At 63.8% G+C, this 25,796-nt stretch carries 32 protein-coding genes and 1 pseudogene; 23 read left to right on the forward strand and 10 right to left on the reverse strand.

From position 1 onward, the window contains the following. Positions 1-14: 14 nt before the first annotated feature. The 4 genes from NKJ67_RS09700 to NKJ67_RS09715 all read right to left on the reverse strand — a co-directional run bounded on the left by NKJ67_RS09700 (position 15) and on the right by NKJ67_RS09715 (position 4,350). Positions 15-872 carry a carbohydrate ABC transporter permease gene (locus tag NKJ67_RS09700; RefSeq protein WP_352581204.1) on the reverse strand — a complete coding sequence of 286 codons (858 nt, stop codon included), beginning with the start codon at positions 870-872 and terminating at the stop codon, positions 15-17. After that, positions 872-1,798, reverse strand: coding sequence for a carbohydrate ABC transporter permease (locus NKJ67_RS09705; RefSeq protein ID WP_128305583.1), 927 nt, complete (start codon positions 1,796-1,798; stop codon positions 872-874). Before NKJ67_RS09705 ends, NKJ67_RS09700 begins: the two co-directional genes overlap by 1 nt. 198 nt (positions 1,799-1,996) lie before the next feature. Next, a complete protein-coding gene (locus NKJ67_RS09710) occupies positions 1,997-3,244 on the reverse strand; it encodes an ABC transporter substrate-binding protein (RefSeq protein WP_023809345.1) in 1,248 nt (415 codons plus the stop codon). 62 nt (positions 3,245-3,306) lie between these two features. Continuing rightward, positions 3,307-4,350, reverse strand: coding sequence for a LacI family DNA-binding transcriptional regulator (locus NKJ67_RS09715; protein WP_352581205.1), 1,044 nt, complete (start codon positions 4,348-4,350; stop codon positions 3,307-3,309). A gap of 619 nt (positions 4,351-4,969) precedes the next feature. Between NKJ67_RS09715 and NKJ67_RS09720 the strand changes: the two genes are divergently transcribed. Both NKJ67_RS09720 and NKJ67_RS09725 read left to right on the forward strand, forming a co-directional pair. Continuing rightward, the gene (locus tag NKJ67_RS09720; protein ID WP_023809343.1) at positions 4,970-5,173 is read left to right on the forward strand and encodes a hypothetical protein; all 204 of its coding nucleotides are present in this window, start codon (positions 4,970-4,972) and stop codon (positions 5,171-5,173) included. A gap of 5 nt (positions 5,174-5,178) precedes the next feature. After that, positions 5,179-5,370, forward strand: coding sequence for a hypothetical protein (locus NKJ67_RS09725; protein ID WP_023809342.1), 192 nt, complete (start codon positions 5,179-5,181; stop codon positions 5,368-5,370). A gap of 28 nt (positions 5,371-5,398) precedes the next feature. On the opposite strand, the gene NKJ67_RS09730 is transcribed toward NKJ67_RS09725, so the two are convergent. Both NKJ67_RS09730 and NKJ67_RS09735 read right to left on the reverse strand, forming a co-directional pair. Next, positions 5,399-5,665: a DUF1488 family protein gene (locus NKJ67_RS09730; protein WP_023809341.1), complete on the reverse strand. Its 267-nt coding sequence runs from the start codon at positions 5,663-5,665 to the stop codon at positions 5,399-5,401. Further along, entirely contained in the window at positions 5,662-5,910 is a 249-nt protein-coding gene (locus NKJ67_RS09735; protein ID WP_023760015.1) for a hypothetical protein, read from the reverse strand. Before NKJ67_RS09735 ends, NKJ67_RS09730 begins: the two co-directional genes overlap by 4 nt. Before the next feature lie 250 nt (positions 5,911-6,160). On the opposite strand from NKJ67_RS09735, the gene NKJ67_RS09740 reads away from it, so the two are divergent. The 3 genes from NKJ67_RS09740 to msrC all read left to right on the forward strand — a co-directional run bounded on the left by NKJ67_RS09740 (position 6,161) and on the right by msrC (position 8,948). Next, complete coding sequence (locus NKJ67_RS09740) at positions 6,161-6,523, forward strand: co-chaperone GroES (RefSeq protein WP_023809340.1); 363 nt, start codon at positions 6,161-6,163, stop codon at positions 6,521-6,523. 33 nt (positions 6,524-6,556) lie between these two features. Continuing rightward, positions 6,557-8,188 carry a chaperonin GroEL gene (groL, locus tag NKJ67_RS09745; RefSeq protein WP_352581206.1) on the forward strand — a complete coding sequence of 544 codons (1,632 nt, stop codon included), beginning with the start codon at positions 6,557-6,559 and terminating at the stop codon, positions 8,186-8,188. 262 nt (positions 8,189-8,450) lie between these two features. Beyond that, the gene (gene msrC, locus NKJ67_RS09750) at positions 8,451-8,948 is read left to right on the forward strand and encodes a free L-methionine (R)-S-oxide reductase MsrC (RefSeq protein ID WP_127271638.1); all 498 of its coding nucleotides are present in this window, start codon (positions 8,451-8,453) and stop codon (positions 8,946-8,948) included. 13 nt (positions 8,949-8,961) lie between these two features. On the opposite strand, the gene NKJ67_RS09755 is transcribed toward msrC, so the two are convergent. From NKJ67_RS09755 to NKJ67_RS09765, 3 genes are all read right to left on the reverse strand, one after another. Further along, complete coding sequence (locus tag NKJ67_RS09755) at positions 8,962-10,053, reverse strand: YeiH family protein (protein ID WP_352581207.1); 1,092 nt, start codon at positions 10,051-10,053, stop codon at positions 8,962-8,964. 86 nt (positions 10,054-10,139) lie between these two features. Beyond that, the gene (locus NKJ67_RS09760) at positions 10,140-10,517 is read right to left on the reverse strand and encodes an ester cyclase (RefSeq protein WP_352581208.1); all 378 of its coding nucleotides are present in this window, start codon (positions 10,515-10,517) and stop codon (positions 10,140-10,142) included. 150 nt (positions 10,518-10,667) lie between these two features. Next, positions 10,668-11,561: a LysR family transcriptional regulator gene (locus tag NKJ67_RS09765; RefSeq protein WP_352581209.1), complete on the reverse strand. Its 894-nt coding sequence runs from the start codon at positions 11,559-11,561 to the stop codon at positions 10,668-10,670. A gap of 153 nt (positions 11,562-11,714) precedes the next feature. Here NKJ67_RS09765 and NKJ67_RS09770 point away from each other — a divergent pair, with 153 nt between their 5' ends. The 18 genes and pseudogenes from NKJ67_RS09770 to arsK all read left to right on the forward strand — a co-directional run bounded on the left by NKJ67_RS09770 (position 11,715) and on the right by arsK (position 25,016). Further along, positions 11,715-12,110: a (R)-mandelonitrile lyase gene (locus NKJ67_RS09770; protein WP_128309461.1), complete on the forward strand. Its 396-nt coding sequence runs from the start codon at positions 11,715-11,717 to the stop codon at positions 12,108-12,110. 57 nt (positions 12,111-12,167) lie between these two features. Further along, a complete protein-coding gene (locus NKJ67_RS09775) occupies positions 12,168-12,503 on the forward strand; it encodes a carboxymuconolactone decarboxylase family protein (RefSeq protein WP_127294898.1) in 336 nt (111 codons plus the stop codon). Between the two features lie 95 nt (positions 12,504-12,598). Next, a pseudogene (locus NKJ67_RS09780) lies at positions 12,599-13,497 on the forward strand (aldo/keto reductase). Positions 13,498-13,514: 17 nt separating this feature from the next. After that, positions 13,515-14,117 (forward strand): flavodoxin, encoded by a 603-nt coding sequence (locus NKJ67_RS09785; RefSeq protein ID WP_352581211.1) that lies wholly within the window; start codon positions 13,515-13,517, stop codon positions 14,115-14,117. Positions 14,118-14,183: 66 nt separating this feature from the next. Continuing rightward, on the forward strand, positions 14,184-14,924 hold the full coding sequence (locus tag NKJ67_RS09790; RefSeq protein WP_352581212.1) for an SDR family oxidoreductase: 741 nt from the start codon (positions 14,184-14,186) through the stop codon (positions 14,922-14,924). 217 nt (positions 14,925-15,141) lie between these two features. After that, positions 15,142-15,621, forward strand: a complete 480-nt coding sequence (locus NKJ67_RS09795; RefSeq protein WP_127268887.1) for a GNAT family N-acetyltransferase — start codon at positions 15,142-15,144, stop codon at positions 15,619-15,621. Positions 15,622-15,636: 15 nt separating this feature from the next. Then, entirely contained in the window at positions 15,637-16,020 is a 384-nt protein-coding gene (locus tag NKJ67_RS09800; RefSeq protein WP_127268885.1) for an ACT domain-containing protein, read from the forward strand. A 161-nt stretch (positions 16,021-16,181) separates the two neighbouring features. Beyond that, entirely contained in the window at positions 16,182-17,615 is a 1,434-nt protein-coding gene (locus NKJ67_RS09805) for an aldehyde dehydrogenase family protein (RefSeq protein ID WP_352581213.1), read from the forward strand. A 371-nt stretch (positions 17,616-17,986) separates the two neighbouring features. Then, positions 17,987-18,397, forward strand: coding sequence for an antitoxin Xre-like helix-turn-helix domain-containing protein (locus tag NKJ67_RS09810; protein ID WP_352581214.1), 411 nt, complete (start codon positions 17,987-17,989; stop codon positions 18,395-18,397). Then, complete coding sequence (locus NKJ67_RS09815) at positions 18,391-19,089, forward strand: RES family NAD+ phosphorylase (RefSeq protein ID WP_352581215.1); 699 nt, start codon at positions 18,391-18,393, stop codon at positions 19,087-19,089. Before NKJ67_RS09810 ends, NKJ67_RS09815 begins: the two co-directional genes overlap by 7 nt. Positions 19,090-19,155: 66 nt before the next feature. Then, a complete protein-coding gene (locus NKJ67_RS09820) occupies positions 19,156-19,488 on the forward strand; it encodes an ArsR/SmtB family transcription factor (RefSeq protein ID WP_352581216.1) in 333 nt (110 codons plus the stop codon). Positions 19,489-19,504: 16 nt separating this feature from the next. Next, the gene (locus NKJ67_RS09825) at positions 19,505-20,011 is read left to right on the forward strand and encodes an arsenate reductase ArsC (RefSeq protein ID WP_127270862.1); all 507 of its coding nucleotides are present in this window, start codon (positions 19,505-19,507) and stop codon (positions 20,009-20,011) included. 5 nt (positions 20,012-20,016) lie between these two features. Continuing rightward, entirely contained in the window at positions 20,017-20,706 is a 690-nt protein-coding gene (locus NKJ67_RS09830; protein WP_352581217.1) for an aquaporin, read from the forward strand. Next, positions 20,703-21,125: an arsenate reductase (glutaredoxin) gene (arsC, locus tag NKJ67_RS09835; protein WP_352581218.1), complete on the forward strand. Its 423-nt coding sequence runs from the start codon at positions 20,703-20,705 to the stop codon at positions 21,123-21,125. The genes NKJ67_RS09830 and arsC overlap by 4 nt, the downstream gene beginning before the upstream one ends. After that, positions 21,118-21,852 carry an arsenical resistance protein ArsH gene (gene arsH, locus NKJ67_RS09840; protein WP_352581219.1) on the forward strand — a complete coding sequence of 245 codons (735 nt, stop codon included), beginning with the start codon at positions 21,118-21,120 and terminating at the stop codon, positions 21,850-21,852. Before arsC ends, arsH begins: the two co-directional genes overlap by 8 nt. Before the next feature lie 137 nt (positions 21,853-21,989). Further along, on the forward strand, positions 21,990-22,310 hold the full coding sequence (locus NKJ67_RS09845) for an ArsR/SmtB family transcription factor (protein WP_352581220.1): 321 nt from the start codon (positions 21,990-21,992) through the stop codon (positions 22,308-22,310). Positions 22,311-22,360: 50 nt separating this feature from the next. Further along, positions 22,361-23,785, forward strand: coding sequence for an NAD(P)-binding domain-containing protein (locus tag NKJ67_RS09850; protein WP_502905192.1), 1,425 nt, complete (start codon positions 22,361-22,363; stop codon positions 23,783-23,785). Next, the gene (gene arsK, locus NKJ67_RS09855) at positions 23,778-25,016 is read left to right on the forward strand and encodes an arsenite efflux MFS transporter ArsK (RefSeq protein ID WP_352581222.1); all 1,239 of its coding nucleotides are present in this window, start codon (positions 23,778-23,780) and stop codon (positions 25,014-25,016) included. The genes NKJ67_RS09850 and arsK overlap by 8 nt, the downstream gene beginning before the upstream one ends. A gap of 7 nt (positions 25,017-25,023) precedes the next feature. Here arsK and NKJ67_RS09860 read toward each other — a convergent pair whose 3' ends face one another. After that, the gene (locus tag NKJ67_RS09860) at positions 25,024-25,782 is read right to left on the reverse strand and encodes an amino acid ABC transporter ATP-binding protein (RefSeq protein WP_084652555.1); all 759 of its coding nucleotides are present in this window, start codon (positions 25,780-25,782) and stop codon (positions 25,024-25,026) included. Positions 25,783-25,796 lie beyond the last annotated feature (14 nt).

Here is a 25,796-nt window from a genome sequence, read left to right on the forward strand (position 1 = left end):
TCCATTCGGTCTGTCTATTTGACGGCCCCGGCCATCAGGCCGCGGATGTAGAAGCGCTGCAGCGCCAGGAACAGGACCAGGCAAGGCACCATCATCACGGTGACGCCAGCCTGCACCGCGCCCCAGTCGATGGCGCCGAAGCGGCCCGACTGCAGTGCGGTCATCATCACCGGCAGCGTGAACTTGGATTGGTCGGTCATCAGCACGAGGGCGGCGAGGAATTCGTTCCAGGCGCCGAGGAAGGCAAACAGGGCGATGGTGACGACGCCCGGCCAGACCAGCGGCAGCATCACCTTCAAAAGCATTGTGAGATTGCTGGCACCGTCCATGCGGGCGGCCTCCTCGATTTCGCGCGGCACGGCGTCGAAGGCGTTGCGCATCATGAAGATCGAGAACGGCAGTTGCAGCGTCACATAGACGCCGACCAGGCCGGTCAGGGTGTTGTGCAGGCCAAGCTTGGTCAGCACCAGGAAGATCGGCGTCAGGATCGACTGGAACGGGATCATGATCGTCGACAGGATGAGGATGAAGAACAGGTTCTTGAACGGAAACCGGAAGCGCGAAAAACCGTAGCCGGCCAGCACGCTGACGGTGACCGACAGCACGACCGTCATCACCGAGACATAGATGCTGTTTTGCGCAGAGGCCCACAGCCCGTCGCCGAAGCGGTTGAGCGTGGCATAGTTCTCCAGCGAGAACCCCGACGTCGGCCAGGGCGGCAGCGGCGGCAGGCGTGCTTCGGCCGCCGGCTTGAACGCCGACAGCACCGCCCAGACGATCGGCGCCGCAAACAACACCGAGGCGATGATGCCTGTCGAATGCTCGCCGATGCGGGTCAGGAGCCGGCGGTTGCGGGAGGCGGCCTGCGCCATCAGTCGAGCCCCTCGGGTTTGCGCAGCAGCCACAGCTGGACGAGGCTGAGCGCCACCAGGACGACGAGCAGCACCATCGACAGGGCCGCGCCATAGCCGAGCTTGAACGACACGAAGGACTGGTTGAAGATCCAGTAGACCGCCGTCAGCGTCTGGTTGCGCGGGCCGCCGCGCAGGATGATGTAGAACTGGTCGAAGGCGAGGATCGAGCCGGCGACCGACAGGATCAGCGCCAGTGCCAGCGTGCGGCGCATCAGCGGCAGGGTGATCGCCCTGAACCGGGCGAACGGCCCGGCACCGTCGATGACGGCCGCCTCCTGCAGGTCCTGCGGGATCGATTGCAGGCCGGCCATCAGGATGATCATGGTGAAGCCGGCGACCTTCCAGACGACCATGGCGATGATCGACCAGAAGGCCGGCTGGAAGGTGGCCAGAAGGTTGAACTTCCTGTCGATCAGTCCGAGGTCGTAAGCGGCCGGGCTGAACAGGCCGGAATCGACATTCAGCAACCACGACCAGAGCAGGCTGGCCGAGGCGAAACCGACAACCGCCGGCATGAAGAACATGGTGCGGTAGAGATTGGTCAGCGGCCGCGGCCGTTCGACGAACAGCGCCAGCGGAAAGGCCACCACGAAGATCGCGATGGTGACGATCACCGTGTAGAAGGCGGTGAAGCGCAGCGCGTTCCAGAACCTGGTGTCGCGCAGGATGGCGACGTAATTGCCGAGGCCGATAAAGCTGTGCTCGCCCATCAGCGGCCAGTTGTGCAGCGACATCCACGCCGTCATGCCGAGCGGGATCAGGAAGAAGACGACGACCAGCGCGACAGCCGGCGCGACATAGAGCAGGCCGATCCATTGTTGGCGGCTGGCGACCCTGCGGGCGCGGGGCGGGGCAGGGGTTGCTGCGGTTGTGATAGAGCTCATGCCGTGCCTGTTCTTCCGTCGGATACAGTTGGCCGCCCCACCTCCCCCTTGTGGGGAGGTCGGACCGAAGGTCCGGGTGGGGGTACTGGCGCTGCCCCCACCCCGCTGCTTTGCAGCGACCCTCGCCACAAGAGGGAGGGTAAAGAACGCGCCGGCCCCCCCCCCAGGGAGACGGGCGGGTGGCCGGGTAGGCCGCCGCTATTTTTGCGGCGCCTGGTCGATGATCGACTGCATCGTCTCTTGTGCGTTGGCTATGGCGCCATCGACATCGTCGCCGAAGAAGACCTCGTTGATCATCTGCGTCCACGGCCCGTTGGCGGAGTTGATCAGGTCGTTGAACACCACCGAATAGGGTGTCTTGCCCTTGGCCATAGCCTCGGCGGCGATCTGATAGCGTGGATCGAGGTCCTTCAGTGCCTCCTTGGCGATGTCGCCGCGCACCGGCAGGCTGCCGTATTTGGCGAGGATGGTCTGGCCCTCGAGCGAATAGGCGAAATCGAGGAACTCCTTCACCACGGGCAGTTTCGTGGTGCCCTTGGTGACGACGAAATTGTCGCCGCCGGCAAAGGACGACCAGCCGCTGTCCTTGCCCGGCAGGAAGGTGACGCCGTAGTCGACATCGGGATACTGGGTGTTGAGCGCGCCGATGGCGAAGGCGCCGGACGGCGAGATGCCGATATTGCCGGCGGCGAAGGCGGCAAAGAAGTTGGCGCCGGTGTCGGTCTGCGCACCTGCCGGGACCAGGTCTTTCTTGACCATCGAGCGGTAGAGATCGATGGCGCCGCGCAGCTGCGGGCTGTCCAGCGTCGCTTTCGAGCCGTCCTCCGAGAGGATGTCGCCACCCGACGCCCAGATCAGCGGCGTGAAGGTGAAGATGTTGCAGCCGCCGCAATTGCCGGAGAAGTAGAAGCCCTTGATGTTGCCGCCGAGCGCGTTGACTTTCTCGGCGTCGGTCGCGATCTCGGCCCAGTTGGCAGGGCCTTTTTCAGGGTCGAGGCCAGCCTGCTTGAACAGTTTCTTGTTCCAGATCAGCACCGAGGCGTCGGCGGAGAACGGCAGCCCGTAAATGTGGTCCTTGTAGGTGCCGGTCTTCACATGCGCAGGCGACAGGCTCGAGAAATAGGGCAGGGACTTGGCCCAGTCGGTGATGTCCTCCAGCTGGCCGGCGGCGGCGAAGGAGGGCGTGTAGATCAGGTCGAGCGACAGCGCGTCGGGCGCGGTGCCGCCGGCCGCGGAGGCACCATATTTCGGGATGATCTCGGCATTGGGGATGATGTCGAGCTTGACCTGGTTGGTGTGCGCTTTGTTGTAGGCGTCGACGATCCTCGGCATGAAATTCGAGCCGTCGGCGCGCACCCAGATGTTGGCCGTCTCGGCGGCCGCGGCACCGATGCCGCCACCCAGAACGGCAGCGGCCAGGGCCAGTTTGGCAATAAGGTTCCTCATGTTCTCCTCCTCCAGGGTTGGCCGCGCTCCGCGGCTTGGCGCCGATTGCGCGGCGCTTGGTTTCAGCCATCCAGCGGATGGCCGCATGACTGCCGCACCACCAGCCGGCACGGCAGTTTTCGAATGCCCGGCGCGGCGGGCTTGCCGCCGACCAGCGAAAGCAGGGTCAGCCCGGCCTCGCGCCCGAGAGCAACCAGGTTCATGTCGATGGAGGTCAGCGGCGGGCGCGTCGCCTCGGCCACGATCTCCCAATTGTCGAAACCGATGACGCCGACATCCCTGGGGACGTCGAGCCCGCGTTCGCGCAGAGCATCGATGACGCCGCGCGCGATCTGGTCGTTGCCGCAGAAAACCGCGTCCGGCCTTTCGCTTTTGCCGTCAAACAGTTGCGCAACCGCCTGGTGACCCCAGGCTTCCGACCAGGAGCCGAGCAGCGGCTCGCTGACCGTCAGGCCGTTTTCGACGAGCACGTCGCGGTAAGCCTGGACGCGCGCGTGCACCACGGCAAAGCTCGCCGGCCCGGTGACGTGGGCGATGCGCTTGCGGCCCAGCCGGCAGAAATGCTCGACGGCCAGCCGGGCGCCGCCAACATCGTCCGAGACGAAAGCGACGGCGTCGGGATCTGGCTGCGTGAAAGCATAGATCACCGGGACGCGCAGATTGGAGAGGTCGACGGGGAGATGGCGATCGATGCGCTTGCCGGTGGCGATGATGCCGTCCACGCGCTTGTCGAGCATGGCGTCGACATGCATCTGGCCCAGCCGCGGATCCTCCTCGACATTGCACAGGAACACCGAGACGCCATTGTCGACCAGCGCGTCCGAAATGCCCGACATCAGCGGCAGCGAGAAGCGGCCATAGGTATCGTTGGTGAGCAGGCCGACGGTGAAGCTGCGGCGCCGGAGCAGGCTTTGCGCCAGGCTGTTGGGCCGGAAGCCAAGCCGCCGGGCGGTCTCGCGAATGCGTTCGCGCGTCTCGGCTGTCATCCGGCCCTGGCCGTTGAGCGCCTTGGATGCGGTGGCGACGCTGACTCCGGCCTGGGCGGCCACGTCACGCAAGGTGACTGGCTTGGAAAAGACCGGAACAGGCAGATCGTCCGATGGCATCGCGCCGAGATCCTTGGTTGGGAAAAGGTTTTCTCTTACCGAGCCGGATGAGGCCCGGCAGGTGGCCGAGCCCGACGACGATTGTTTGGGAAAACCTTTTCTCAGAAGAAGCTAAGCCAGATCGAATCGCTGTTCAAGGGGAAAAGTTGGTTGGCCTCCGCTCCTCTCCTCCAAAATGCAACGCGGGGTAAAAGCAGCCTCGGAAGCGCGTAGCTCTGGGGAAGAACGTCAGTCGCAGTGCTGAAGGCCCTCGGTCGAGACGGGGCGGGCTGCCGCTTGGGGCGTGAAGGATCGCAACTCTGCGCCGGAAGCGAGACCCGGCAAGGTTGGCTGGCGAACGCTCTGAAACTCGATCCGAAAATTCTGAACAATCCCTCGGGAGACGGCAAATCTCTGAAGCCTCGGTTCGATCCCGAGGCGAGGCCCCCAAAATTTGGCGTCCCAATCTGCCCCGGGCGCAGTCAGTTCCCACGAATAGATTGTGTGTTGCGAAGGCAGTACGGACTGGCCGTCAAAGCAATCCTGTCTTGAATTTGGCATGCAGGCGCTCGCGAAAAGAGTGCTATGGAAGGGGTGCGAGCGTAGTTGCTTCGCTTTTCCCTGACATTCGAGGCCTTTCGTGCGTGAACCGTCGCTGCTGCCCGTCTTTGGAAAACTTGGCCTCAAGGCCCCTGTCGCCTTGGCGGCGGCACCGGTCTCGTCGGCAGGTGTGCCGCACCTGCGGAAGCTTCTGGCCGTGCATGGCGGCATGGTGCTGAAACTGTCGGTCGTCGCCTGGACGGTGCTGATCCTGGGCGCCGTGTTTTTCACGATGCAAGGCTGACCGCCATGGCCAACCGCTACACGCTGCGCATGGAGCTTCCCCAGAGCTGGAGCATCATCGATGTCTTCACCGGCCAGCCTGCGGTTGTCCGGCAAAAAGTGATGGTCGGGATGGGGCCGCGCGAGGCCGAGGACATGGTCGTGCAGATGAATGTCCGCGACGTCAGACGCCGCGAAAGGGCCGAGCGCAAGACCTGATCGCGGTCAGCGCCAACTCGCCGCCATTTCAGCCGAAATCGGCCGCCGTCAGCACATACATGCTCTTGCGGGTGCGGTCATAGGCCTTCGACGCCACCTCGCGGATGGCGCTGCTCTCGGTGTCGAATGTCTGGAGATAACCGGCTTCGTCGGCAGCTGTGCCCGGCCGCATCTTGGCCATGGCGTCGGCAGCGACGGAAAACGAGATCTGGAACATGCCGTCATGGCCAACGAAACGAATGCGCTGGCCCGCTTCGTCATAGCTGCGGCTGCGGTTGGGAAAGGTGAGGCTCATGTCTTGGCCTCCGTGGCTTTCTTGGTCACCCGCTTCTTCTTCGGCGTCGGATTGAGGGCCTCGGCGACACGATCGGCCTCTTCCTTGGCCAGCCGAAGCTCCCTCAGCCTTGCCGTCTTGATTTCCCTGGCTCTTGCCTCGGACATATATTCGGCGGTCGCCTTGTTTTTCTCCGCTGTCTTCTTCTGCTTGTCGACAAAGCGGGCTTCAGCTTTTTCCATGATCGTCTGATTGCCTTCGGCCATCGAAGAAATCTCCCTTGTGCATGAAATCGTGAAAGTGAACTTGTCCGATAAATAGGCGCTCGATCGGCAAAATTCAATCTTTTGAATTATTTGACATTCTGCGGATACCACGAAACGGCCAGCCGAAATAATACTTTTGAATATTTAATATGGTCCGCGAATAATTTTTGGCACTCCTATCTATCGAGTGCCAACGCGTCTATAGAGGAGGGGCGTGGCCGCCTGTGCCGGCCCCAGAAAGAAAGTTCCCATGAAATTTCGGCCACTCCACGACCGCGTCGTCATTCGTCGCGCCGAAGGCGATATCAAATCCAAGGGCGGGATCATCATCCCCGACACTGCCAAGGAAAAGCCGCAGGAGGGCGAAGTCATCGCCGTCGGGCCTGGCGCACGCGACGAAAACGGCGCGCTTGTTCCGCTCGACGTCAAAGCCGGCGACTTCATCCTGTTCGGCAAATGGTCGGGCACCGAGGTCAAGATCGACGGCGAGGACCTTCTGATCATGAAGGAAGCCGACATCATGGGCGTCATCGACAAGAGCGAGACCGGGATCATCGACAAGGGCGAGACGGCTGCAACCGACAAGACCGTGGCCGCCAAGAAAGCTGCCTGACCTCATTTTCTCCGAACGAACTGGATAAAAATCATGTCTGCCAAGGAAATCAAATTCTCCACCGATGCGCGCGACCGCATGCTACGCGGCGTCGAGATCCTCACCAATGCGGTGAAGGTCACGCTCGGCCCCAAGGGCCGCAACGTCATCATCGACAAGGCCTATGGCGCGCCGCGCATCACCAAGGACGGCGTCACCGTCGCCAAGGAAATCGAGCTTGCCGACAAGTTCGAGAACATGGGCGCCCAGATGGTGCGCGAAGTGGCCTCGAAGACCAACGACCTCGCCGGTGACGGCACCACCACCGCCACGGTGCTGGCCGCCTCGATCCTGCGCGAAGGCGCCAAGCTGGTCGCCGCCGGCATGAACCCCATGGATTTGAAGCGCGGCATCGACCAGGCGGTTTCCGCCGTGGTCAAGGAAATCCAGGCGCGCGCCAAGAAGGTCAAGTCGTCGGCCGAGATCGCACAGGTCGGCACCATCGCCGCCAATGGCGATGCCAGCGTCGGCGAGATGATCGCCAAGGCGATGGACAAGGTCGGCAATGACGGCGTCATCACAGTCGAGGAAGCCAAGACCGCAGAGACCGAACTCGACGTCGTCGAAGGCATGCAGTTCGACCGCGGCTATCTCTCGCCCTATTTCGTCACCAATGCCGACAAGATGCGCGTCGAGCTGGAAGAGCCCTACATCCTCATCCACGAGAAGAAGCTCGGCAATCTGCAGGCGATGCTGCCGATCCTCGAAGCGGTGGTGCAGAGCGGCAGGCCGCTGCTGATCATCTCCGAGGACGTCGAGGGCGAGGCTCTGGCGACGCTGGTCGTCAACAAGCTGCGCGGCGGCCTCAAGGTCGCGGCCGTCAAGGCGCCGGGCTTCGGCGATCGCCGCAAGGCGATGCTGGAAGACATCGCCGTGCTGACATCAGGCCAGATGATCTCCGAGGACCTCGGCATCAAGCTTGAAAACGTCACCATCGAGATGCTCGGCCGCGCCAAGCGTGTGCTGATCGAGAAAGACACCACCACGATCATCGACGGTGCCGGCACCAAGGCGACGATCCAGGCGCGTGTCGCCCAGATCAAGGGCCAGATCGAAGAGACGACCTCCGACTACGACAAGGAGAAGCTGCAGGAGCGACTGGCCAAGCTCGCCGGCGGCGTTGCCGTCATCCGCGTCGGCGGCGTCACCGAGTCGGAAGTCAAGGAAAAGAAGGACCGCATCGACGATGCGCTGAACGCCACCCGCGCGGCGGTTGAAGAAGGCATCGTGCCCGGCGGCGGCGTGGCTCTGCTGCGTGCCCGCTCGGTGCTTGGCGGCCTGACCGGCGCCAATGCCGATGTCACGGCCGGTATCACGATCGTGCTTAGGGCGCTTGAAGCGCCGATCCGCCAGATCGCCGAGAATTCCGGCGTCGAGGGCTCCATCGTCGTCGGCAAGCTCACCGACAGCAAGGACCACAATCAGGGTTTTGACGCCCAGAACGAGGTCTATGTCGACATGATCAAGGCAGGCATCGTGGATCCGGCGAAAGTGGTGCGCACCGCACTGCAGGATGCCGGTTCGATCGCAGCCCTCCTGATCACCGCCGAAGCGATGATCACCGACATCCCGGCCAAGGATGCCGCGCCTGCGGGTGGCGGCGGTGGCGGCATGGGCGGCTACTAAAACCCAGGACTTGTTCGACCTGTTTGAGATGTGAATGGCGGCCCCCGATCGGGGCCGTCATGATTCTCAAGATGATCCATCGCAAAGTTTACGCATAGCTGCCTTGCCGACCGGCTCAGCGCCGGGAGGCAATCCTGATCTTGCGGCTTTCGGAGGGGACGCAATCCACGCTAGACTGTCCAGGCGGCCGTCTGGTTGCGGAGCTCGCCGGACTTTGGCAAGCGATCGGACGAACCGCCATCCCCTATACGGAGACACGTTCATGTTTGCGGCCAAGGCCATCGACACCTCAGACAAGGCCGCGTTCTACCGCGACCTCGCCACTCAGCTTAAGGCGCTGCTCGACGGCGAGCGCGATTCGATCGCCAACGCCGCCAACACCGCAGCACTCATCTTCCAGATGGTGCCGGACCTCAACTGGGCCGGGTTCTATTTCCTGCAATCGGACGAGGAAATGGTGCTCGGGCCGTTCCAGGGCAAGCCGGCCTGCGTGCGCATCGCCGTCGGCAAGGGCGTGTGCGGAACGGCGGTCGAACTCGGCACCTCGATGCTGATCAAGGACGTGCATGATTTTCCCGGCCACATCGCCTGCGATGCGGACTCGCGCTCGGAACTGGTGGTGCTGCTCGAGGACGATGAAGGCGTCTTCGGCGTGCTCGATCTCGACAGCCCGCTGCCCGGCCGCTTCGACAAGGCCGACCAGGCCGGCATCGAGACGCTGGCGGCGATCTATGCCGCGTCGAGTTCGTTCGAGGACTGAGGCCCGGTTTAGACTAGGTGAATTTCACCAGCATCAGGCTGAAGCAGCCGATGAACAGGAAGGCCGAGAAGGCGAGCGCCAGCGGGCGCAGGCCGCGCGAGCGCAGCTGCGAGATGTCGGCCTGCAGGCCCATGGCGGCCAGCCCCATGGTCAGCATGATGGTGGTGGCGAGCGCCATTGCCGACTTCACCTCGGCTGGCACCGTGACGAGGCTGTTCAGCGCCACGATGGCGACAAAGGCGGCGACGAACCACGGCATGGGCGGCCGCGCCGCTACCTCACTGCTGCTCCTGCGGCGCGCCATCAGGCCGAGCGCGACGACCATCGGCGCCAGCATGGCGACGCTGGTCAGCTTGGCGACGGTAGCGATCTCGCCGGACTGGGTGCCGTTCTGGAAGCCAGCGCCGATGACTTGCGCCACTTCATGGATCGAGGCGCCGGCCCACAGGCCGAAAGCGTGCTGGTCGAGGCCGAGCAGGGGCACCATGAGCGGGAAGCCGAGCATGGCGACGGTGCCGAACAAGGTGATCGAGGCGACGGCGTAGGTGACGTCCTCGTCGCGCGCATCGGTGACGATGTTGGTGGCGACGATGGCCGAGGCGCCGCAGATCGAGGTGCCGGCGGCGATCAGCTGCGCCAGCTTGGCGTCGACGCCGATCAGCCGACCGAGCGTGGTGGTGAAAACGAAGGTGGCGCCAAGCGTCGCCGCGACAATGCCGACGCCGCCGGCGCCGATCGAGACGACTTGGCCGAGCGTCAGCTGGAAGCCGAGCAGAACAATGGCGAAGCGCAGCAGGCGCTTTTGCGAGAATGCGATGCCGGCCTTGGCGTGCACCGGTGTGCCCAGCACGTTGGAGTAGATCATGCCGGCGACGACGGCGAGGATCATCGGGCTGAACAGCGCGAAGCCCGAAACATTGCGGGCCGAGAAGGCGACGGCAGTAATCATCGTGACAAGGACGATGCCGGGCACGATGCCATTCCAGTTGAGGGATTTCCGCCCTCGTGTCAGATCGGCAGGAAAAGCGCTTTTCGGAATATCGTTCGCGAAGTGGGAAACGTAGACAAAGCAATGCTCCAGACGGGTGTGCCGGAGGAATGCCATTCCTCAAATAATCTTTCCAACGAATTATTTTCGTCATAATGATCGATTTTTACGAACGATCGGCGTCATCTTCTGGCCGGCCTGAATTAAAGCTGCGCTTCGATGGCCGCCTTGTCGATCACCGACCAGACGTTCCTGATCCTGTCGTCGAGGAATTCATAGAAGACGTTCTCGCTGAAGGACACCTTCCTGCCGTTGATGGGCAGGCCGAAGAAGGTTCCCTTCGGCGTGCAGTTGAACTGGAGCCGGCTGGCTATGAACGGCGGTTCGGCGATCAGCAGTTGGATGTCGAAATAGAGGTCTGGGATCTCCCGAAAATCGCGCTCCAGCATTTCTTGATATCCCGACAGCCCGACGCGGTCGCCATTGTAGTGCACCTCGTCATGAACGAAGCGACTCAGCTTCTGCCAGTCCTGATTGTTGAGGCAGGCGATGTAGCCTCGATAAAGGTCGGTCACGGTCACGGCGATAGCTCCGGATTTCGTCAGATCTGCTCGATCCGGAAGATAGAACGACGGCGGGCACAGTCCAGATGGAGAGCCTGTTCCCGAATCGGGATGGGGCTCTATCTGCTCGTTTTGAGCATGTCTCCTCCGGAAACCCGGTTTCCTGTTCTAGCCTCGGTAGCGTAGCGCGTCGACCAGCAGCGAGAAGGCCGGCGTCGCTTGCCGGCGGCTGGGGTAATAGAGGTGGTACCCGGGGAAAGGCGCGCACCAGTCGGCGAGCACCCGCACCAGTCGGCCGTCGGCCAGTAGAGCCGTCACCTGTTCCTCCGGCAGATAGGCAACGCCGAGGCCGGCGAGCACCGCGTTCATGCGCAGCGCGGCCGTATTGAACACCAATTGGCCCTCGACCCGCACCTTCAGCTCGCGCCCGGCCTTCTCGAACTCCCAGGCGTAGAGCCCGCCATAGGTGGGCAGCCGCAGATTGATGCAATTGTGGGTGGTCAGGTCCTGTGGCGTGCGCGGTTTCGGCCATTTGGCGAAATAGGCCGGCGATCCGACCACCGCCATGCGCATGTCGGGGCCGATGCGCACCGCGATCATGTCGCGCGCCACCTGTTCGCCCAGCCGCACGCCGGCGTCGAAGCGCTCGGCAACGATGTCGGTCAGGCTGTAGTCGACGATGATCTCGACTTTGATGTCGGGATAGTCGGGCAGGAATTTCGCCAGGGCAGGCCACAGGATCGCATCGGCGGCATGCTCACCGGCGGTGATGCGGATGGTGCCGGCGGGTTTTTCGCGCAAGGCGCTGAGTGCCGCGATCTCGGCTTCGATCTCATCGAGCCGCGGCCCCACGGTGCGAGCCAGCCGCTCGCCGGCCTCGGTGGGCGACACGCTGCGCGTGGTGCGGGTCAGGAGCCGCACGCCCAGCCGCTCCTCCAGCGCCCGCACCGTATGGCTGAGCGCCGATTGGGAAACCCCGAGCTTGGCCGCCGCCCTGGTGAAGCTTTCCTCGCGCGCGACGGCGAGGAATGCGGTTAGCTCATTCAGATTGTCTCGCGGCATTCATGAGCCCCTTTCATAAGATCATGCTGGATATAGCACCTAATCGGCACCAATCGCAGACCCTAGATAGGCGTCATCACACCGGGCGCCTCTACCGGCAGCCTCTGAAGACCGGCGGTCGTGTCACGCCTGTTGCCAGGAAGGGACAAAACCATGGACATCACGCGAAACGGCTCTCAAGCCTCGGCCAGGGGATCGGCCGATTATTTCACCGGCGCGGTGCGCATCGACGCGCCGTTCAAGGGCAGCGAGCCCGCCCGCGTCGGCGGCGCCACCGTGACTTTCGAGCCCGGTGCGCGCACCGCCTGGCACACGCATCCGCTTGGCCAGACGCTGATCGTCCTCTCGGGCGCCGGCCTGGTGCAGCGCGAGGGCGGCCCGATCGAACCGATCCTGCCCGGCGACATCGTCTGGTTCGCGCCCGGAGAGAAGCATTGGCATGGCGCCGCGCCGACCACCGCGATGAGCCACATCGCTATCGCCGAAGCGCTCGACGGCAAGGTCGTCGACTGGCTGGAGCATGTCAGCGACGAACAATACGGGGTTTGACCAAGTATCGGCGCGTGGCGCCGAGTTCAACGCCCGAACTCTTCGAAGGAGACCACCATGACAGATGTTCCAAGGCTGAAAAGCCCATTCTCCGATATCGCTCCCGCGCTTGGCAGATACACCGACGAGGTGTTGTTCGGCGACGTTTGGGAGCGCCCCGGCCTGTCGCCGCGGGACCGCAGCCTTGTCACCGTTACCAGCCTGATTTCGGGCTACCGGATCAATGAAATGCCTTTTCACATGAAGCGCGCGCTCGACAATGGCGTCACCCGCGACGAACTCATCGAAACCATTACACATCTCGCCTTCTACGCCGGATGGCCCGTTGCAAGCACTGCGATCGGCATTGCCCGCAAGGTCTTCGAACAAGCCGACGCCGAGAAGAAGGGATAACGACAATGCAGATGCGCACACTTGGAAACAGCGGTCTCGACGTTTCGGCCATCGGGCTCGGCTGCATGGGAATGAGCCAGTCATACGGGCAGCCGATGGAGACGGCGGATGCAGTCCACCTGATCAGGGCGGCGTTCGACCGTGGCATCACCTTCTTCGACACCGCGGAGGTCTATGGACCGTTCACGAACGAGGAGGTCGTCGGCGAGGCGCTGCAGCCGATCCGCGACCAGGTGGTGATCGCCACCAAATTCGGCATCGACATCGCCGGGACAGCCGGACATGATGGCATGGACAGCCGGCCGCAGCATATTCGTGACGTCGTCGAGGCCTCGCTCAGGCGGCTGAGGACCGACCACATAGACCTCCTATACCAGCACCGCGTCGATCCGGTCGTGCCGATCGAGAGGTGGCGGGCGCTGTGAAGGACTTGATCAGCCAAGGCAAGGTGAAGCATTTCGGTCTCTCCGAGGCGGGCGTACGCACGATCCGGCGCGCGCATGCGGTACAGCCGGTCGCCGCGGTCCAGAGCGAATATTCGCTCTGGTGGCGTGAACCGGAAGAGGCGATCCTGCCGGTGCTTGAAGAACTGGGGATCGGCTTCGTGCCCTTCAGCCCGCTGGGCAAGGGGTTCCTCACCGGCGCCATCGATGCCAGCACGACGTTCGACAGCAGCGACTTCCGCAACACCGTGCCGCGTTTTGCGGAAGACGCCCGCAAGGCGAACCAGGCGCTGGTCGACGCGATCGGCGTGATCGCTGCCGAGAAGAAGGCGACATCAGCACAGGTCGCTCTCGCCTGGCTGCTGGCGCAGAAGCCCTGGATCGTTCCGATCCCCGGCACCACCAAGCTCAATCGCCTCGAAGAGAACATCGCGTCGGCCACCATCGCGCTGACGGCGGACGATCTTGCCAACATCGAGAATGCGGTCTCGGCGATCGCGGTGAAGGGAGCGCGCTATTCTCCGCAACAGGAAGCAAGGATCGATCGTTAGCCACCTGGGAGAGCGTGATGAGCCAACCAGTCTCAAGACGAGGTGCGCTGATGACCATGCTTGCACTGCCTCTGGGCGCCGGATTGAGTCCCGGATCGAGCCGGCCCGCCAGTGCGTCGAGCGCGCGGCGAACGGGCGGCGCCAAAGTGCTGGTGGCCTACTACACCCGCACCGGCAACACGCGGGTCATCGCGCGCCAGATCAGCAGGACTCTGCGAGCGGATATTTTCGAGATCGCGACCGTCGATCCCTACCCGGAAGACTACAAGCAGCAGGTTGCGGTGGCGGAGCAGCAGCGGGAGTCCGGTTTCGAACCGGCGCTGGCCGCCACGGTGCCTGATATCGAATCCTACGAGACGGTGTTCCTCGGATTTCCGATCTGGGGCATGACCGCGCCTTCGGTGATCCGCTCCTTCCTGTCGAAACACGATCTGTCCGGCAAGACCTTGGTGCCGTTCATCACCCATGGCGGCTACGGAACAGGGCAGAGCCTGAAAGTCCTCGCAGATCATGCACCAGGGGCTCGGCTCATCGAGGGTTTTTCCAAGCAGTGCGACCAGGAACGCCAGACGCTTGAAGAGGTCACCGGCTGGCTCGGTCGGGTCGAATTGCCCGGCTGAGCCGCCAACGCGACCGCCCAGGCTGCCGGGGGCAGCGAAGCCAAAGATCAGAAAAGGAAAAGAATCATGGCCGAGAACATCAGGGACAAAGTCGTCGTCATCACTGGCGCCAGCAGCGGGCTGGGCGAAGCCGCCGCACGGCTTCTGGCCAGGGAGGGTGCGAAACTGGTCCTGGGGGCGCGCCGCCTTGACCGGTTGCAGGCGCTGGCCGGCGCGCTTTCACTTGGCGAGGGCGCCATCCTTCAGACCGACGTTACCGATGTCGGCCAGGTCCGGCATCTGGTCGACCATGCGGTCGAGACGCACGGCCGCGTCGACGTCATGATCAACAATGCCGGCCTGATGCCGCATTCCCCGCTGGAGCGCGGCAAGGTCGAGGACTGGGACCGCATGATCGACGTCAACATCAAGGGCGTGCTCTACGGCATTGCCGCGGCACTGCCGCACATGAAGACGCAGAAAAGCGGCCACATCATCAACGTGTCGTCGGTCGCCGGCCACAAGGTCGGGCCGGGCGGAGCGGTCTATGCCGCGACCAAGCACGCGGTGCGCATCATCTCGGAAGGTCTGCGCCAGGAAGTGAAACCCTACAACGTCCGCACCACCATCATCTCGCCCGGTGCCGTGGCGACCGAACTGCCCGGCAGCGTCACCGAGGCCGATGTCGCCGAGGGCGTACGCGCACTCTACGACCGGGTGGCCATTCCGGCCGATTCCTTCGCCAGGACGGTGGTGTTCGCCATGAGCCAGCCCGAGGAGGTCGACATCAACGAAATCCTGTTCAGACCGACGGCGCAGGAATACTGAAGCCGTTGTAGGTGTCTTGACGCGCCGCGCTTCCTGTTCCAGCTTGGCGCCATGTTCTTCCTCGCGCCCACCAACACCAAGCGACGTCGCCCCTGCACAATGCGGAGCGGCAGACTGATTGCGCGACGACAAAGATCGGCAGGATAGACCCGGTTCGTTCGTTTCCAGCCCCGCCCGCGACACCGCCGGCGGGGTTTTTCATGTCTGGAGCACTTTGATGACCAACAATTCTTCCATCCGGCTTCGGCCGGCCGTGCCTGCTGACGCCGCCGCGATCCGGGATATCGTTCGTGCCGCCTATGTCAAATGGGTGCCGGTGATCGGCCGCGAGCCGCTGCCGATGCGCACCGACTACGACAAGGCCGTTGCCGAGCATCCGTTCGATCTCGCCGTCGAGGATGATCGGATCGTCGGGATGATCGAAACCGTGCTGGCTGACGGTCACCTGTGGATCGAGAATGTCTGTGTGGCACCGGATGCGCAGGGCAGGGGGATCGGCCGGCTGTTGCTGGAACTGGCCGAGCGCAAGGCGGTCGAAGCGGGCCGCCTCGAGCTTCGCCTGCTGACCAATGGCGCCTTCGAGGCGAATGTGTCGCTGTACAAAAGGTATGGCTATGTCATCGATAGGGAAGAGCCTTTCATGAACGGTATGACGGTCCACATGAGCAAGAAGCTGGCGGGATCACCGGCGATCTGAGGGAGGGGTTCGACAATGGCCATCTGCGTCAGGCTCAAACAACTCCCAGGGTTTCACGCGGTTGCCCGGCTGGCGGCGGGGGAGACCATCCCCGGTTGGGCGGACGGGCCAGGCTTCGTCAGCATCACAAGGACTGACGACGAGCTTTCGATCGTTTGCCTGCAGGATCGTGTGCCGGATAGTGTCAGGCAGGACGGTGACTGGGTGGCCTTCAAGCTCCAGGGGCCGTTTGCCTTCGACGAAACCGGTATCGTGCTGTCGGTCATCAGGCCGTTGTCGGAAAACGGGCTGGGCATCTTCGTGGTGTCCACTTTCGATGGCGACCATCTGTTGGTGAAAGCGACGGATCAGGCTGCGGCGAGGCGATTTCTGGTCGAGGCCGGGCATATCTTGCTGTAGTCCATCCTCACCAAGCCGGTTGCTGACCCGAACGCTCTGGCTCAATCACTGCCGCACTGGCTCAACCACTTCGGGGGTTGCGTTTGACAGCGGCGTTTGTGCATCGTTATCTCCAGTCAGATATGACGGCCCGGCGCGACGATGCGGCCAAGGAGAAAACCATGTCACACAATCTGCAGTTCTATATCGATGGCGCGTGGGTCGATCCTGTTGTGCCCAACACATTCGACGTCATCGATCCCTCGAATGAGGATGCCTTCGCGCAGATTTCGCTCGGCTCCAAGGCCGATGTCGACAAGGCGGTCGCCGCCGCCAGGCACGCCTTCGACAGCTTTGGTTTCACCGAGGTTGGCGAGCGGCTCAACCTGTTGAACCGCATCATCGCGGTCTACAAGAAGCGCAGTGGCGATCTTGCCGTCGCTGTGTCACGCGAGATGGGCGCGCCGCGCCAGATGGCGTTGGACAGCCAGGTCGGCATCGGTCTTGCGCATCTGCAGAAGATGGCCGACGTGCTGAAGAGTTTCGAATTCCGCCACGTCAAGGGCAACCATCTGGTGGTCAAGGAGCCGATCGGCGTCGTCGGGCTGATCACGCCGTGGAACTGGCCGCTCAACCAGATCACCTGCAAGGTCGGCCCGGCGCTTGCTGCCGGCTGCACCATGGTGCTGAAGCCCTCCGAGATCGCGCCGCTCGACGCCATCATCTTCGCCGAAATCCTCGACGAGGCCGGCGTGCCGAAGGGCGTCTTCAACCTCGTCAATGGCGACGGACCGGGCGTCGGCCAGGCGCTGTCCAGTCATCCCGACATCGACATGATGTCGTTCACCGGCTCGACCCGCGCCGGCATCCTGGTGGCCAAGGCCGCCGCCGACACGGTCAAGCGCGTGCATCAGGAGCTTGGCGGCAAGTCGGCCAACATCCTGTTCGGGGATGTCGACCTCGCAAGCGCCGTCAGCAAGGGCGTCGCCGGCTGCTTCAGCAACAGCGGCCAGTCCTGCAACGCGCCGACGCGCATGTTCGTGCCGCGCGACCGCCATGACGAGGCAGCCGGCTATGCCAAAGCGGCTGCGGAAAAGTTCACCGTCGGCCCCGCCGACGCCGCCGGCACCAAGCTTGGCCCGGTCGTCAGCCAGATCCAGTTCGACAAGATCCAGGACCTGATCCAGGCCGGCATCGATGAAGGTGCGACTCTGGTCGCCGGCGGCCCCGGCCGTCCGGCCGAACTCAACCGCGGCTATTACGTCAGGCCGACGGTGTTCGCCGATGTCACCCACGACATGCGCATCGCGCGCGAGGAGATCTTTGGGCCGGTGCTGGCGATCATGCCCTACGACAGCGTCGACGAGGTGGTCGAGACCGCCAACGACACCGTCTATGGCCTCGCCTCCTACATCCAGGCCAAGGACATGAACAAGGCGCGCGAAGTGGCGGCGCGCATGCGCACCGGCAATGTCTACATCAATTATCCCCAGTGGGACGCCGGCCTGCCGTTCGGCGGCTACAAGCAGTCGGGCAATGGCCGCGAATATGCCGAATACGGGCTCGAGGATTTTTTGGAGATCAAGGGCATCGCGGGGTATGAGGCGGCGGAGTAAAATTGGTCAGGGCGCGCCACGATATGTGGCGCGCTGTCCGTCCGGTATCGCCGAGGTCAGCGCCGCCTCTCATTGCCCTGCCGGGCATTTCTCCCCGTATAGTGACGGGGAGAAAGACGCCGTCATGGACGGTTTCGCCAATCTCCAATGTTGCAGAATAGGCGCCAGCGATGCGGCCAGCTCCCTTCTCCCTGTCACTATACGGGGAGAAGGTGCCGGCAGGCGGATGAGGGGCGGCGCCGACTTTGGCGATTGGTGGCCTTCACAAGACGGAAGCCGTCATTGGCCTGAAAGCGATTGGCCCTGCCTTGCTGATCTCCTTGCCAATTGGCAAATGCATGCTATATATCTGCCAATAGCGAGGCAACAAAATGCAGCTTCAATCCATAGTCACCACGCCGGCCACGTTCGGAGCCGCTATCTCGGATGAAGAAGCGGGCGCGCTGGCGCGCACCACGGTCAACCTGTTCAAGGCCTGGAATCTTAGCGACGTCGAGGCCTGTATCCTGCTCGGCGGCATATCGGCGCGGACCTGGGCACGTTGGAAGGAAGGCGGCATCGGCAGGATCGACCGCGACCTGCGCACCCGCATGGCGCACCTGATGGGCATCCATAAGGGCCTGCGCTATCTGTTCACGGAGCCGGCACGCGGCTACGCCTGGATCCGCAAGCCCAATGCCACCTTTGGCGGCCAGTCGGCCCTCGACCTGATGCTGCGCGGCGAAATCTCCGATCTCTCGGCGATGCGCGAATGGCTTGATGCGGAGCGTGGTGCATGGTGAGTGGGCTTGCGGTCCGTCGCCGCGTCGACTGGCACCAGACCTTCCGTATCATCCGCTCCATCCATCCGCCCATCGACCTCTTCGAGGACATTGCCGACCCGCGCGACTGGGAGGCGCTGGCCGCCGTCGAGGCGAAGACGAACCCGCGCATAAGGTTCGAGATCGGCGACCTCGGCAAGGTGTCGGCCGCAAGGCGGGTCTCGGGTCCCGGCGCCAGCTTCGTGATGGCGCCCTTCGTGCATTGCTCGACGCTCAGGCCAGGCCGCTTCTCGGATGGCAGCTACGGGATCTACTATGCCGGCGACAGCGAGGAGGTGGCGCTGGCCGAGACCATCCACCATCATCAGAAATTCATGCGCGCCACCAACGAGGGGCCGGGCTGGACGGCGGATTTCCGCGTGCTGATCGGCAGCGTCGACCGCGACCTCGATGACGTGAACGCCGTGCCCGGCGTGCTCGACCCGGACGACTACACCGCCTCGCAGGCGGAAGGGCGGGCGTTGCGGGCCGAAGGCAGCGACGGGCTGGTGTGGAACAGCGTGCGCATGCCGGGCGGCGGCTGCATCGGCATCTTCTGGCCCGACGCGATCACCATTCCCGTCCAGGGCCGCCACTACAGCTACCACTGGGATGGCGCCAGCGTCGATTTCGTGCGTCAGCACGATACGGGAAAGGTGCTGGCCGTCACCTGATGGCGAGCGGACACGCTTTACAGATCGCGGGGAAACCGATATCCATAAATCCAAGGATTTGGATATATGGATAAGACAGATAGTTTGAACGCGCTGGCGGCCCTTGGCCAGGAGACGCGGCTGGATGTTTTCCGGCTGCTCGTGCGCGCCGGACCGGAAGGCATTCCGGCGGGCGAGATCGCGACGAGGCTGGACACGGTCCAGAACACCATGTCGGCGCATCTGAAGGTGCTCGCCCATGCCGGGCTGATCCGCCCCGAACGCGACGGCCGGACCGTGCGCTACGTCGCCGACATGACCGGCTTTCGCGACCTGCTGGCCTATCTGATGGAAGATTGCTGCAATGGCGCGCCGGAGCTCTGCCAGCCCGTGATCCAGGCGGTAACCTGCAAATGCTAGAAGGGAGGCATGCACCATGAGCGAACCGTACAACGTTCTTTTCCTCTGCACCGGCAATTCGGCGAGGTCGATCATCGCAGAGGCGATTCTCAATCGTATTGGCGCCGGCAAGTTCAAGGCCTATTCGGCCGGATCGCATCCCAAAGGGGCGGTGCATCCCTACACGCTCCAGCTTCTGAAGAACCTCAATTACGACACGTCCTTTGCCCGTTCGAAGGACTGGGAAGAATTCGCGGTTCCCGGTGCGCCGGAGATGAATTTCGTTTTCACGGTCTGCGACAATGCTGCCAATGAATCGTGCCCCGTCTGGCCCGGGCAGCCGATGACCGCACATTGGGGCGTGCCTGATCCGGCTGACGCGGAGGGCACCGATGCCGAAAAACATCTGGCCTTTGCCGAAGCCTATCGGATGCTCAACAACCGGATTTCGATCTTCATCAGCCTGCCGATGAGCATGGTCGACAAGCTTGCGCTGCAGAAACGGCTGGATGAAATCGGCCGCAACCTGCCGAAGGCCGGCTGAAGCTCGTGGCGAACGACCTGCCACGCCGCATCGTAGCGGAAGCCTTGGGAACCGCGCTGCTGGTCGCGACCGTGGTCGGCTCCGGCATCATGGCCGCCCGGCTGACACACGACGTCGCCGTTTCACTGCTCGGCAACACGCTGCCGACCGGGGCGATCCTCGTCGTGCTGATCACGATACTGGGACCGATCTCGGGGGCGCACTTTAATCCCGTCGTCACGCTGGTATTCGCGCTCCGCCGCGAGATCGAGGCGAACGCGGCGCTCGCCTATGTCGTCGCCCAGGTCGCGGGCGGCATCGCCGGGACGTTTCTGGCCCACGCCATGTTCGAACTGCCGATCCTGCAGGCCTCAGCGACGGTGCGGACCGGAACCGGGCAATGGCTCGCGGAGGCAGTCGCCGCCTTCGGCCTTGTGTTCACCATCCTGGCAGGCCTGCGCTTCCGCTCCGACGCCATCCCGTGGCTCGTCGGGCTTTATATCACTGCCGCCTACTGGTTCACCGCCTCGACCTCCTTCGCCAACCCGGCTGTCGCGATCGCCCGCGCCTTTTCCGATACGTTTTCTGGCATCCGCCCGGTCGACCTGCCGGGCTTCATTGCCGCCGAATTACTGGGGGCCCTGCTGGCCATGGCCCTGGCGGGCTGGCTGCTTGCCGAAGCGAAACCAATCAGACAGATGAAGGTTGCCGAATGACCGTCACCATCTACCACAACCCCGATTGCGGCACCTCGCGCAACACGCTGGCCATGATCCGCCAGTCCGGCGAAGAGCCGGAGGTGATCGAGTATCTGAAGAACCCGCCATCACGCGAAAAGCTCATCGAACTGATTGCCGCGATGGGAAAGAAACCGCGCGATCTGCTGCGCGAGAAGGGCACGCCTTACGCCGAACTCGATCTCGGCAATCCCAAATGGACCGACGATGAAATTCTGGATTTCATGATGGCGCATCCGATCCTGATCAATCGGCCGATCGTGGTCACGCGTCTCGGCGTCGTTCTCGCCCGGCCTTCGGAAGCGGTTCTCGACATCCTGCCCAACCCCAATATCGGGCCGTTCGTTAAAGAGGATGGCGAAGTCGTCGTCGACACCAAGGGCAAGCGCATTGCCTGAGCAGAACCACGTCGCCGACAACGCGCTGCCGAACGTCGATGAAGAGCAGTTTCGACCGATCGATATGCAGGTTCTGCTGGACACGCCCAGGTCCATTCACAAGCCCCGCGTGCTGATGCTCTACGGATCGCTGCGGGAACGCTCCTATTCCCGCCTCGTCACTGAGGAGGCCGCGCGGATCCTTCGCCGCCTCGGCGCCGAGGTTCGCATCTTCAATCCTTCGGGCCTGCCGCTGCCGGATTCGACGTCCGCCGACCATCCCAAGGTCAGGGAATTGCGGGACCTGTCCATCTGGTCGGAGGCCCAGGTCTGGTGCTCTCCGGAACGGCACGGTTCCATGACGGGGGTGATGAAGGCGCAGATTGACTGGCTGCCGCTGTCGATGGGCGGAGTACGACCGACGCAGGGCAGGACGCTCGCCGTCATGCAGGTCTCCGGCGGCTCCCAGAGTTTCAACGCCGTCAACCAACTCCGCATCCTTGGCCGGTGGATGCGAATGGTCACCATCCCCAACCAATCGTCGGTCGCCAAGGCTTTCGCCGAGTTCGACGAAGCCGGCCGCATGAAGCCGTCATCGTATTACAACCGGATCGTCGACGTGATGGAGGAGCTGATGAAGTTCACCCTGCTCCTGCGCGACCGCTCCAACTACCTGACGGACCGCTATTCCGAGCGGGTCGAGAGTGCGGAAGAGGTCGCCAAGCGGGTCAACCAGCGGTCGATCTGAGGCACCTTGCCTGACGGGAAATATGCTTATCGAGGCATTTTATGTGGAGTATATGCCTTGGCGTGCCTGGATTTCGTATTTCCATATTTTTCGAAATTGGGATTGACGATGCGAAAAGTGCCGTATAGCTTATTTCCATGAAACTCGAAAAAGCAGCCTCCCAGCTCGAAGCGCTCGGCAATCCGACGCGGCTTCAGCTCTATCGTATCCTGGTGCGCGCCGGCGATGACGGGCTTGCCGTCGGCAATGTCCAGGGCAAGCTCGACATTCCGTCCTCGACGCTGTCGCATCACCTCAAGCGGCTGGTCGACACCGGCCTGGTGACGCAGGAGCGGCAAGCGACGACGCTGATCTGCCGCGCCAACTATCCCGGCATGAATGCGCTGATCGGCTACCTCGCCGACGAGTGCTGCGCCGACGCCGCTTGTGCACCCGCCGCCGGCAAAGCACTGGCCTGATTTTTTTGCGCTTATAATTCGAAGATACCGGAAGGATCGAACCTATGGACATGATGGCAAATCTTCCCGTGGCGGTGGTCGGCGCCGGCCCGGTTGGCCTCGCCGCCGCGGCGCATCTGGTCGAGCGCGGTGTCCGCCCGCTGATCCTGGAGCGCGGCGAAAGCGTGGGTGCGGCACTGCTCGAATGGGGCCATGTGCGGGTGTTTTCGCCGTGGGAATACAACATCGATGCGGCGGCGCGGGCGCTGCTCGACCGCTCCGGCTGGACGGCGCCTGATATGCGAGGCCTGCCGACGGGCGGCGAGATCGTGCGCGATTATCTGGCGCCGCTTGGCCGACTTCCCGTGATCGCCACCAATTTGAAGCTTGGCGCCGAGGTCACCGCGATCACCCGTCAGGGACATGACAAGGTCGCCAATGAGGGCCGCAACGACGCGCCTTTCGTCATTCGCTATCGCGATGGCGGCGGCGAGCACCGCGTTCTCGCGCGCGCCGTCATCGACGCGTCCGGAACATGGTGGCGGCCAAACCCGATCGGCGTCGACGGGCTGCCGGTTCCCGGCGAAGGCGCGGCGTCGGCGCGCATCGCCTATGGCATTCCCGACGTGGTCGGCAAGGCGAGAGAAGACTATGCGGGCAAGCGCGTCCTGGTCATCGGCGGCGGGCACTCGGCCATCAACGTCGCCCTGGCGCTGATGGAGCTGCAGGACGCGGCACCAGGCACCGAGATCTTCTGGGCGCTGCGCCACGCCAGCGTCGACAGGCTGCTCGGCGGCGGGCTGAACGACCAGTTGCCTGAACGCGGCGCGCTTGGGCTGGCCGCCAGGCAGGCGATGACGGATGGCAGGCTGAACATGCTGGCGCCTTTCGCCGTCAACCGCATCGAGACGCAAGGCGAAGGGCTCGTCATCGATGCCAGCCTGGCCGGCAAGCCGTTCAGCCTGGCCGTCGACCGCATCGTCGTCACCACGGGCTTCCGGCCTGATTTGTCGTTCCTGAGCGAAATCCGCATCGCGCTCGATCCCGCCGTCGAAGCGCCGCCGGCGCTGGCGCCGTTGATCGATCCGAATTTCCACTCCTGCGGTACGGTTCCCGCGCATGGCATACGGGAACTCGCCCACCCAGAACCCGGCTTCACCATCGTTGGCTCGAAATCCTACGGCCGCGCCCCGACCTTCCTGATGGCGACCGGCTACGAGCAGGTCCGCTCGGTGGTCGCCGACATTGCCGGAGACCATGTCGCGGCCCGCGAGGTGCGGCTGGTGCTGCCGGAGACCGGCGTGTGCAGCGCCGTCGGGGTCGTGACGGCATCGGAAAGCGCCGGCTGCTGCGGCGGGCCTGCGCCCGCCAATGTCGATGCCTGCTGTGTCGAGGATGCGCATGCCAAGGCAAAGGGCGCATCGGGCTGCGGCTGCGGAACCGCGCCGGCCAGCGCCGAGGCGCGAGAGACGATGGCGGCCGGCGTCGATGCCTGACGGGTCTGTCCTGCGCAAGGCGATCTGGGCGCTCGGGCTGACCCAGATCGTCGGCTACGGCACGCTCTTCTACAGCTTCTCGATCCTGGCGCCGGCAATGGCCAGGGAGTTCGGCCTGACGGAAGGCTGGGTGTTCGGCGCGCTGTCGACCTCGCTGTTTGCCGGCAGCTTGTTCGCGCCGACGGCCGGGCGGTGGGCCGACCGCTTCGGCGCCGGGCGCATCATGACCGTCGGCTCGGTCGCGGCAGCGCTGGCGCTGGCGCTGTGCGCCGTCGCGCCCGGCCGCGTGACCTTCGTCCTGGCATTGCTGGCAATGGAGCTGGCCTCCAGCTTCGTCCTCTACAGCGCCGCCTTCGTGGCGATCGTGCAGATCGGGGCCCCCCGGCCGCAACGCAGCATCACCCATCTGACGCTCATTGCCGGGTTTGCCTCGACCCTGTTCTGGCCGCTGACTTCGGCGCTGCATGCGCATCTGACATGGCGTGAGGTCTATCTCTTGTTCGCCGCTCTCAATCTCGGCCTCTGCCTGCCGATCCACGCCTGGCTGATGCGCCTGTCGCGCCGCCATGCAACGGCCAGAAGCCAAGAACGCGAGCCGATCCCTGAAGCGGGCGCGCCGCTCGATCCGTGGCGTGGCCGGGCCGTGTTCCTGCTCATGCTGGCGGGGTTCGCCACCGAGGGCTTCGTGCTGTCGGCGATCCTCATCCACATGGTGCCGCTGACGGCGGCGCTGGGGCTCGGAACCGCAGGCCTCTTCGTCTCGACCCTGTTCGGACCGGCGCAGGTCGCCAGCCGGCTGATCAACATGCTGTTTGGCGGCCGCCTGCAGCAGACGCACCTCGCCGTCATCGCCGCATCGCTGATCACAGCCGGGCTGTGCGCACTGCTGCTGACCACGCCATGGCTGCCCGGCGCCTTCGTGTTCGTGTTGCTGTTCGGCCTCGGTTCCGGCCTCACCAGCATCGTCGGCGGCACCTTGCCGCTCGAACTCTTCGGCCGCGAGGGCTATGGTGCGCGGCTCGGATGGGCAAGTGCTGCCCGTCAGTTCACCTCTGCCTTCGCGCCGTTCGCGCTCGCCTTCATGACGGCGCGGGCGTCCGTCGCCAATTCCCTGTGGGTGCTGGTGGTCGTCGCCGCGAGCGGCGTCATCGCCTTCCTCGCCATCGTGCTGCTGAGGCGCCGCGGCCGGGTTGCGTTCGCCATTGGCGGCAATCCGGAAGAGGCGGCCTGACCGCGCCTCAATGTCTGAGAATCTTGCTCAGAAAAGCGCGGCTGCGGTCGGTCTTGGGGTGTGAGAAGAACTCGTCCGGCGTGCCGCTTTCGACGATGGCGCCGGCGTCCATGAACACCACGCGCTGGGCTACCTTGCGGGCAAAGCCCATCTCGTGCGTCACCACCATCATGGTCATGCCTTCCTCGGCGACCGCCACCATCACGTCGAGCACTTCGGAAATCATCTCCGGGTCGAGTGCCGAGGTCGGCTCGTCGAACAGCATGATCTTGGGCCGCATGCCGAGGCAACGCGCGATCGCCACGCGCTGCTGCTGGCCGCCGGAGAGCTGTGCGGGATAGGCATTGACCTTGTCGGCGAGGCCAACCTTGGCCAGCAATTCGCGGCCTGCTTTTTCAGCCTCGGCGCGCGGGATCTTGCGGACATGGATGGGGGCGAGCGTGACGTTTTCGAGTGCCGTCTTATGCGGGTAGAGGTTGAACGACTGGAAGACGAAGCCGATCTCGGTGCGCAGCTGCGTCATGTTGGTGGCGGGGTCGCCCAGGCGTTGGCCGTCGACGACGAGGTCGCCGTCCTTGATCGCCTCCAGGCCGTTAACGCAGCGGATCAGCGTGCTCTTGCCCGAGCCGCTCGGGCCGCAGACGACGACCACTTCGCGCGGCTCGACGCTGAGCGTGATATCCTTGAGCACATTGAGCGTGCCGAACCATTTGTTGACGCCGCGAAAGTCGATCATGCCGGTTTTGGCAAGGCCCGTTTTGGTCATGTTTTCTGGACCTT

This window comes from Mesorhizobium sp. M0088, assembly GCF_040322895.1.
In the GTDB taxonomy this organism is placed as follows: Bacteria; Pseudomonadota; Alphaproteobacteria; order Rhizobiales; family Rhizobiaceae; genus Mesorhizobium.

Bases quoted from the DNA above. Each gene is read 5' to 3' on its own strand.
- NKJ67_RS09700 (WP_352581204.1), bottom strand. From the start codon at position 872: ATGGCGCAGGCCGCCTCCCGCAACCGCCGGCTCCTGACCCGCATCGGC.
- NKJ67_RS09705 (WP_128305583.1), bottom strand. From the start codon at position 1,798: ATGAGCTCTATCACAACCGCAGCAACCCCTGCCCCGCCCCGCGCCCGC.
- NKJ67_RS09710 (WP_023809345.1), bottom strand. From the start codon at position 3,244: ATGAGGAACCTTATTGCCAAACTGGCCCTGGCCGCTGCCGTTCTGGGT.
- NKJ67_RS09715 (WP_352581205.1), bottom strand. From the start codon at position 4,350: ATGCCATCGGACGATCTGCCTGTTCCGGTCTTTTCCAAGCCAGTCACC.
- NKJ67_RS09725 (WP_023809342.1), top strand. From the start codon at position 5,179: ATGGCCAACCGCTACACGCTGCGCATGGAGCTTCCCCAGAGCTGGAGC.
- NKJ67_RS09730 (WP_023809341.1), bottom strand. From the start codon at position 5,665: ATGAGCCTCACCTTTCCCAACCGCAGCCGCAGCTATGACGAAGCGGGC.
- NKJ67_RS09735 (WP_023760015.1), bottom strand. From the start codon at position 5,910: ATGGCCGAAGGCAATCAGACGATCATGGAAAAAGCTGAAGCCCGCTTT.
- NKJ67_RS09740 (WP_023809340.1), top strand. From the start codon at position 6,161: ATGAAATTTCGGCCACTCCACGACCGCGTCGTCATTCGTCGCGCCGAA.
- groL (WP_352581206.1), top strand. From the start codon at position 6,557: ATGTCTGCCAAGGAAATCAAATTCTCCACCGATGCGCGCGACCGCATG.
- msrC (WP_127271638.1), top strand. From the start codon at position 8,451: ATGTTTGCGGCCAAGGCCATCGACACCTCAGACAAGGCCGCGTTCTAC.
- NKJ67_RS09755 (WP_352581207.1), bottom strand. From the start codon at position 10,053: ATGGCATTCCTCCGGCACACCCGTCTGGAGCATTGCTTTGTCTACGTT.
- NKJ67_RS09765 (WP_352581209.1), bottom strand. From the start codon at position 11,561: ATGCCGCGAGACAATCTGAATGAGCTAACCGCATTCCTCGCCGTCGCG.
- NKJ67_RS09770 (WP_128309461.1), top strand. From the start codon at position 11,715: ATGGACATCACGCGAAACGGCTCTCAAGCCTCGGCCAGGGGATCGGCC.
- NKJ67_RS09775 (WP_127294898.1), top strand. From the start codon at position 12,168: ATGACAGATGTTCCAAGGCTGAAAAGCCCATTCTCCGATATCGCTCCC.
- NKJ67_RS09785 (WP_352581211.1), top strand. From the start codon at position 13,515: ATGAGCCAACCAGTCTCAAGACGAGGTGCGCTGATGACCATGCTTGCA.
- NKJ67_RS09790 (WP_352581212.1), top strand. From the start codon at position 14,184: ATGGCCGAGAACATCAGGGACAAAGTCGTCGTCATCACTGGCGCCAGC.
- NKJ67_RS09795 (WP_127268887.1), top strand. From the start codon at position 15,142: ATGACCAACAATTCTTCCATCCGGCTTCGGCCGGCCGTGCCTGCTGAC.
- NKJ67_RS09800 (WP_127268885.1), top strand. From the start codon at position 15,637: ATGGCCATCTGCGTCAGGCTCAAACAACTCCCAGGGTTTCACGCGGTT.
- NKJ67_RS09805 (WP_352581213.1), top strand. From the start codon at position 16,182: ATGTCACACAATCTGCAGTTCTATATCGATGGCGCGTGGGTCGATCCT.
- NKJ67_RS09810 (WP_352581214.1), top strand. From the start codon at position 17,987: ATGCAGCTTCAATCCATAGTCACCACGCCGGCCACGTTCGGAGCCGCT.
- NKJ67_RS09815 (WP_352581215.1), top strand. From the start codon at position 18,391: ATGGTGAGTGGGCTTGCGGTCCGTCGCCGCGTCGACTGGCACCAGACC.
- NKJ67_RS09820 (WP_352581216.1), top strand. From the start codon at position 19,156: ATGGATAAGACAGATAGTTTGAACGCGCTGGCGGCCCTTGGCCAGGAG.
- NKJ67_RS09825 (WP_127270862.1), top strand. From the start codon at position 19,505: ATGAGCGAACCGTACAACGTTCTTTTCCTCTGCACCGGCAATTCGGCG.
- arsC (WP_352581218.1), top strand. From the start codon at position 20,703: ATGACCGTCACCATCTACCACAACCCCGATTGCGGCACCTCGCGCAAC.
- NKJ67_RS09845 (WP_352581220.1), top strand. From the start codon at position 21,990: ATGAAACTCGAAAAAGCAGCCTCCCAGCTCGAAGCGCTCGGCAATCCG.
- NKJ67_RS09850 (WP_502905192.1), top strand. From the start codon at position 22,361: ATGATGGCAAATCTTCCCGTGGCGGTGGTCGGCGCCGGCCCGGTTGGC.
- arsK (WP_352581222.1), top strand. From the start codon at position 23,778: ATGCCTGACGGGTCTGTCCTGCGCAAGGCGATCTGGGCGCTCGGGCTG.
- NKJ67_RS09860 (WP_084652555.1), bottom strand. From the start codon at position 25,782: ATGACCAAAACGGGCCTTGCCAAAACCGGCATGATCGACTTTCGCGGC.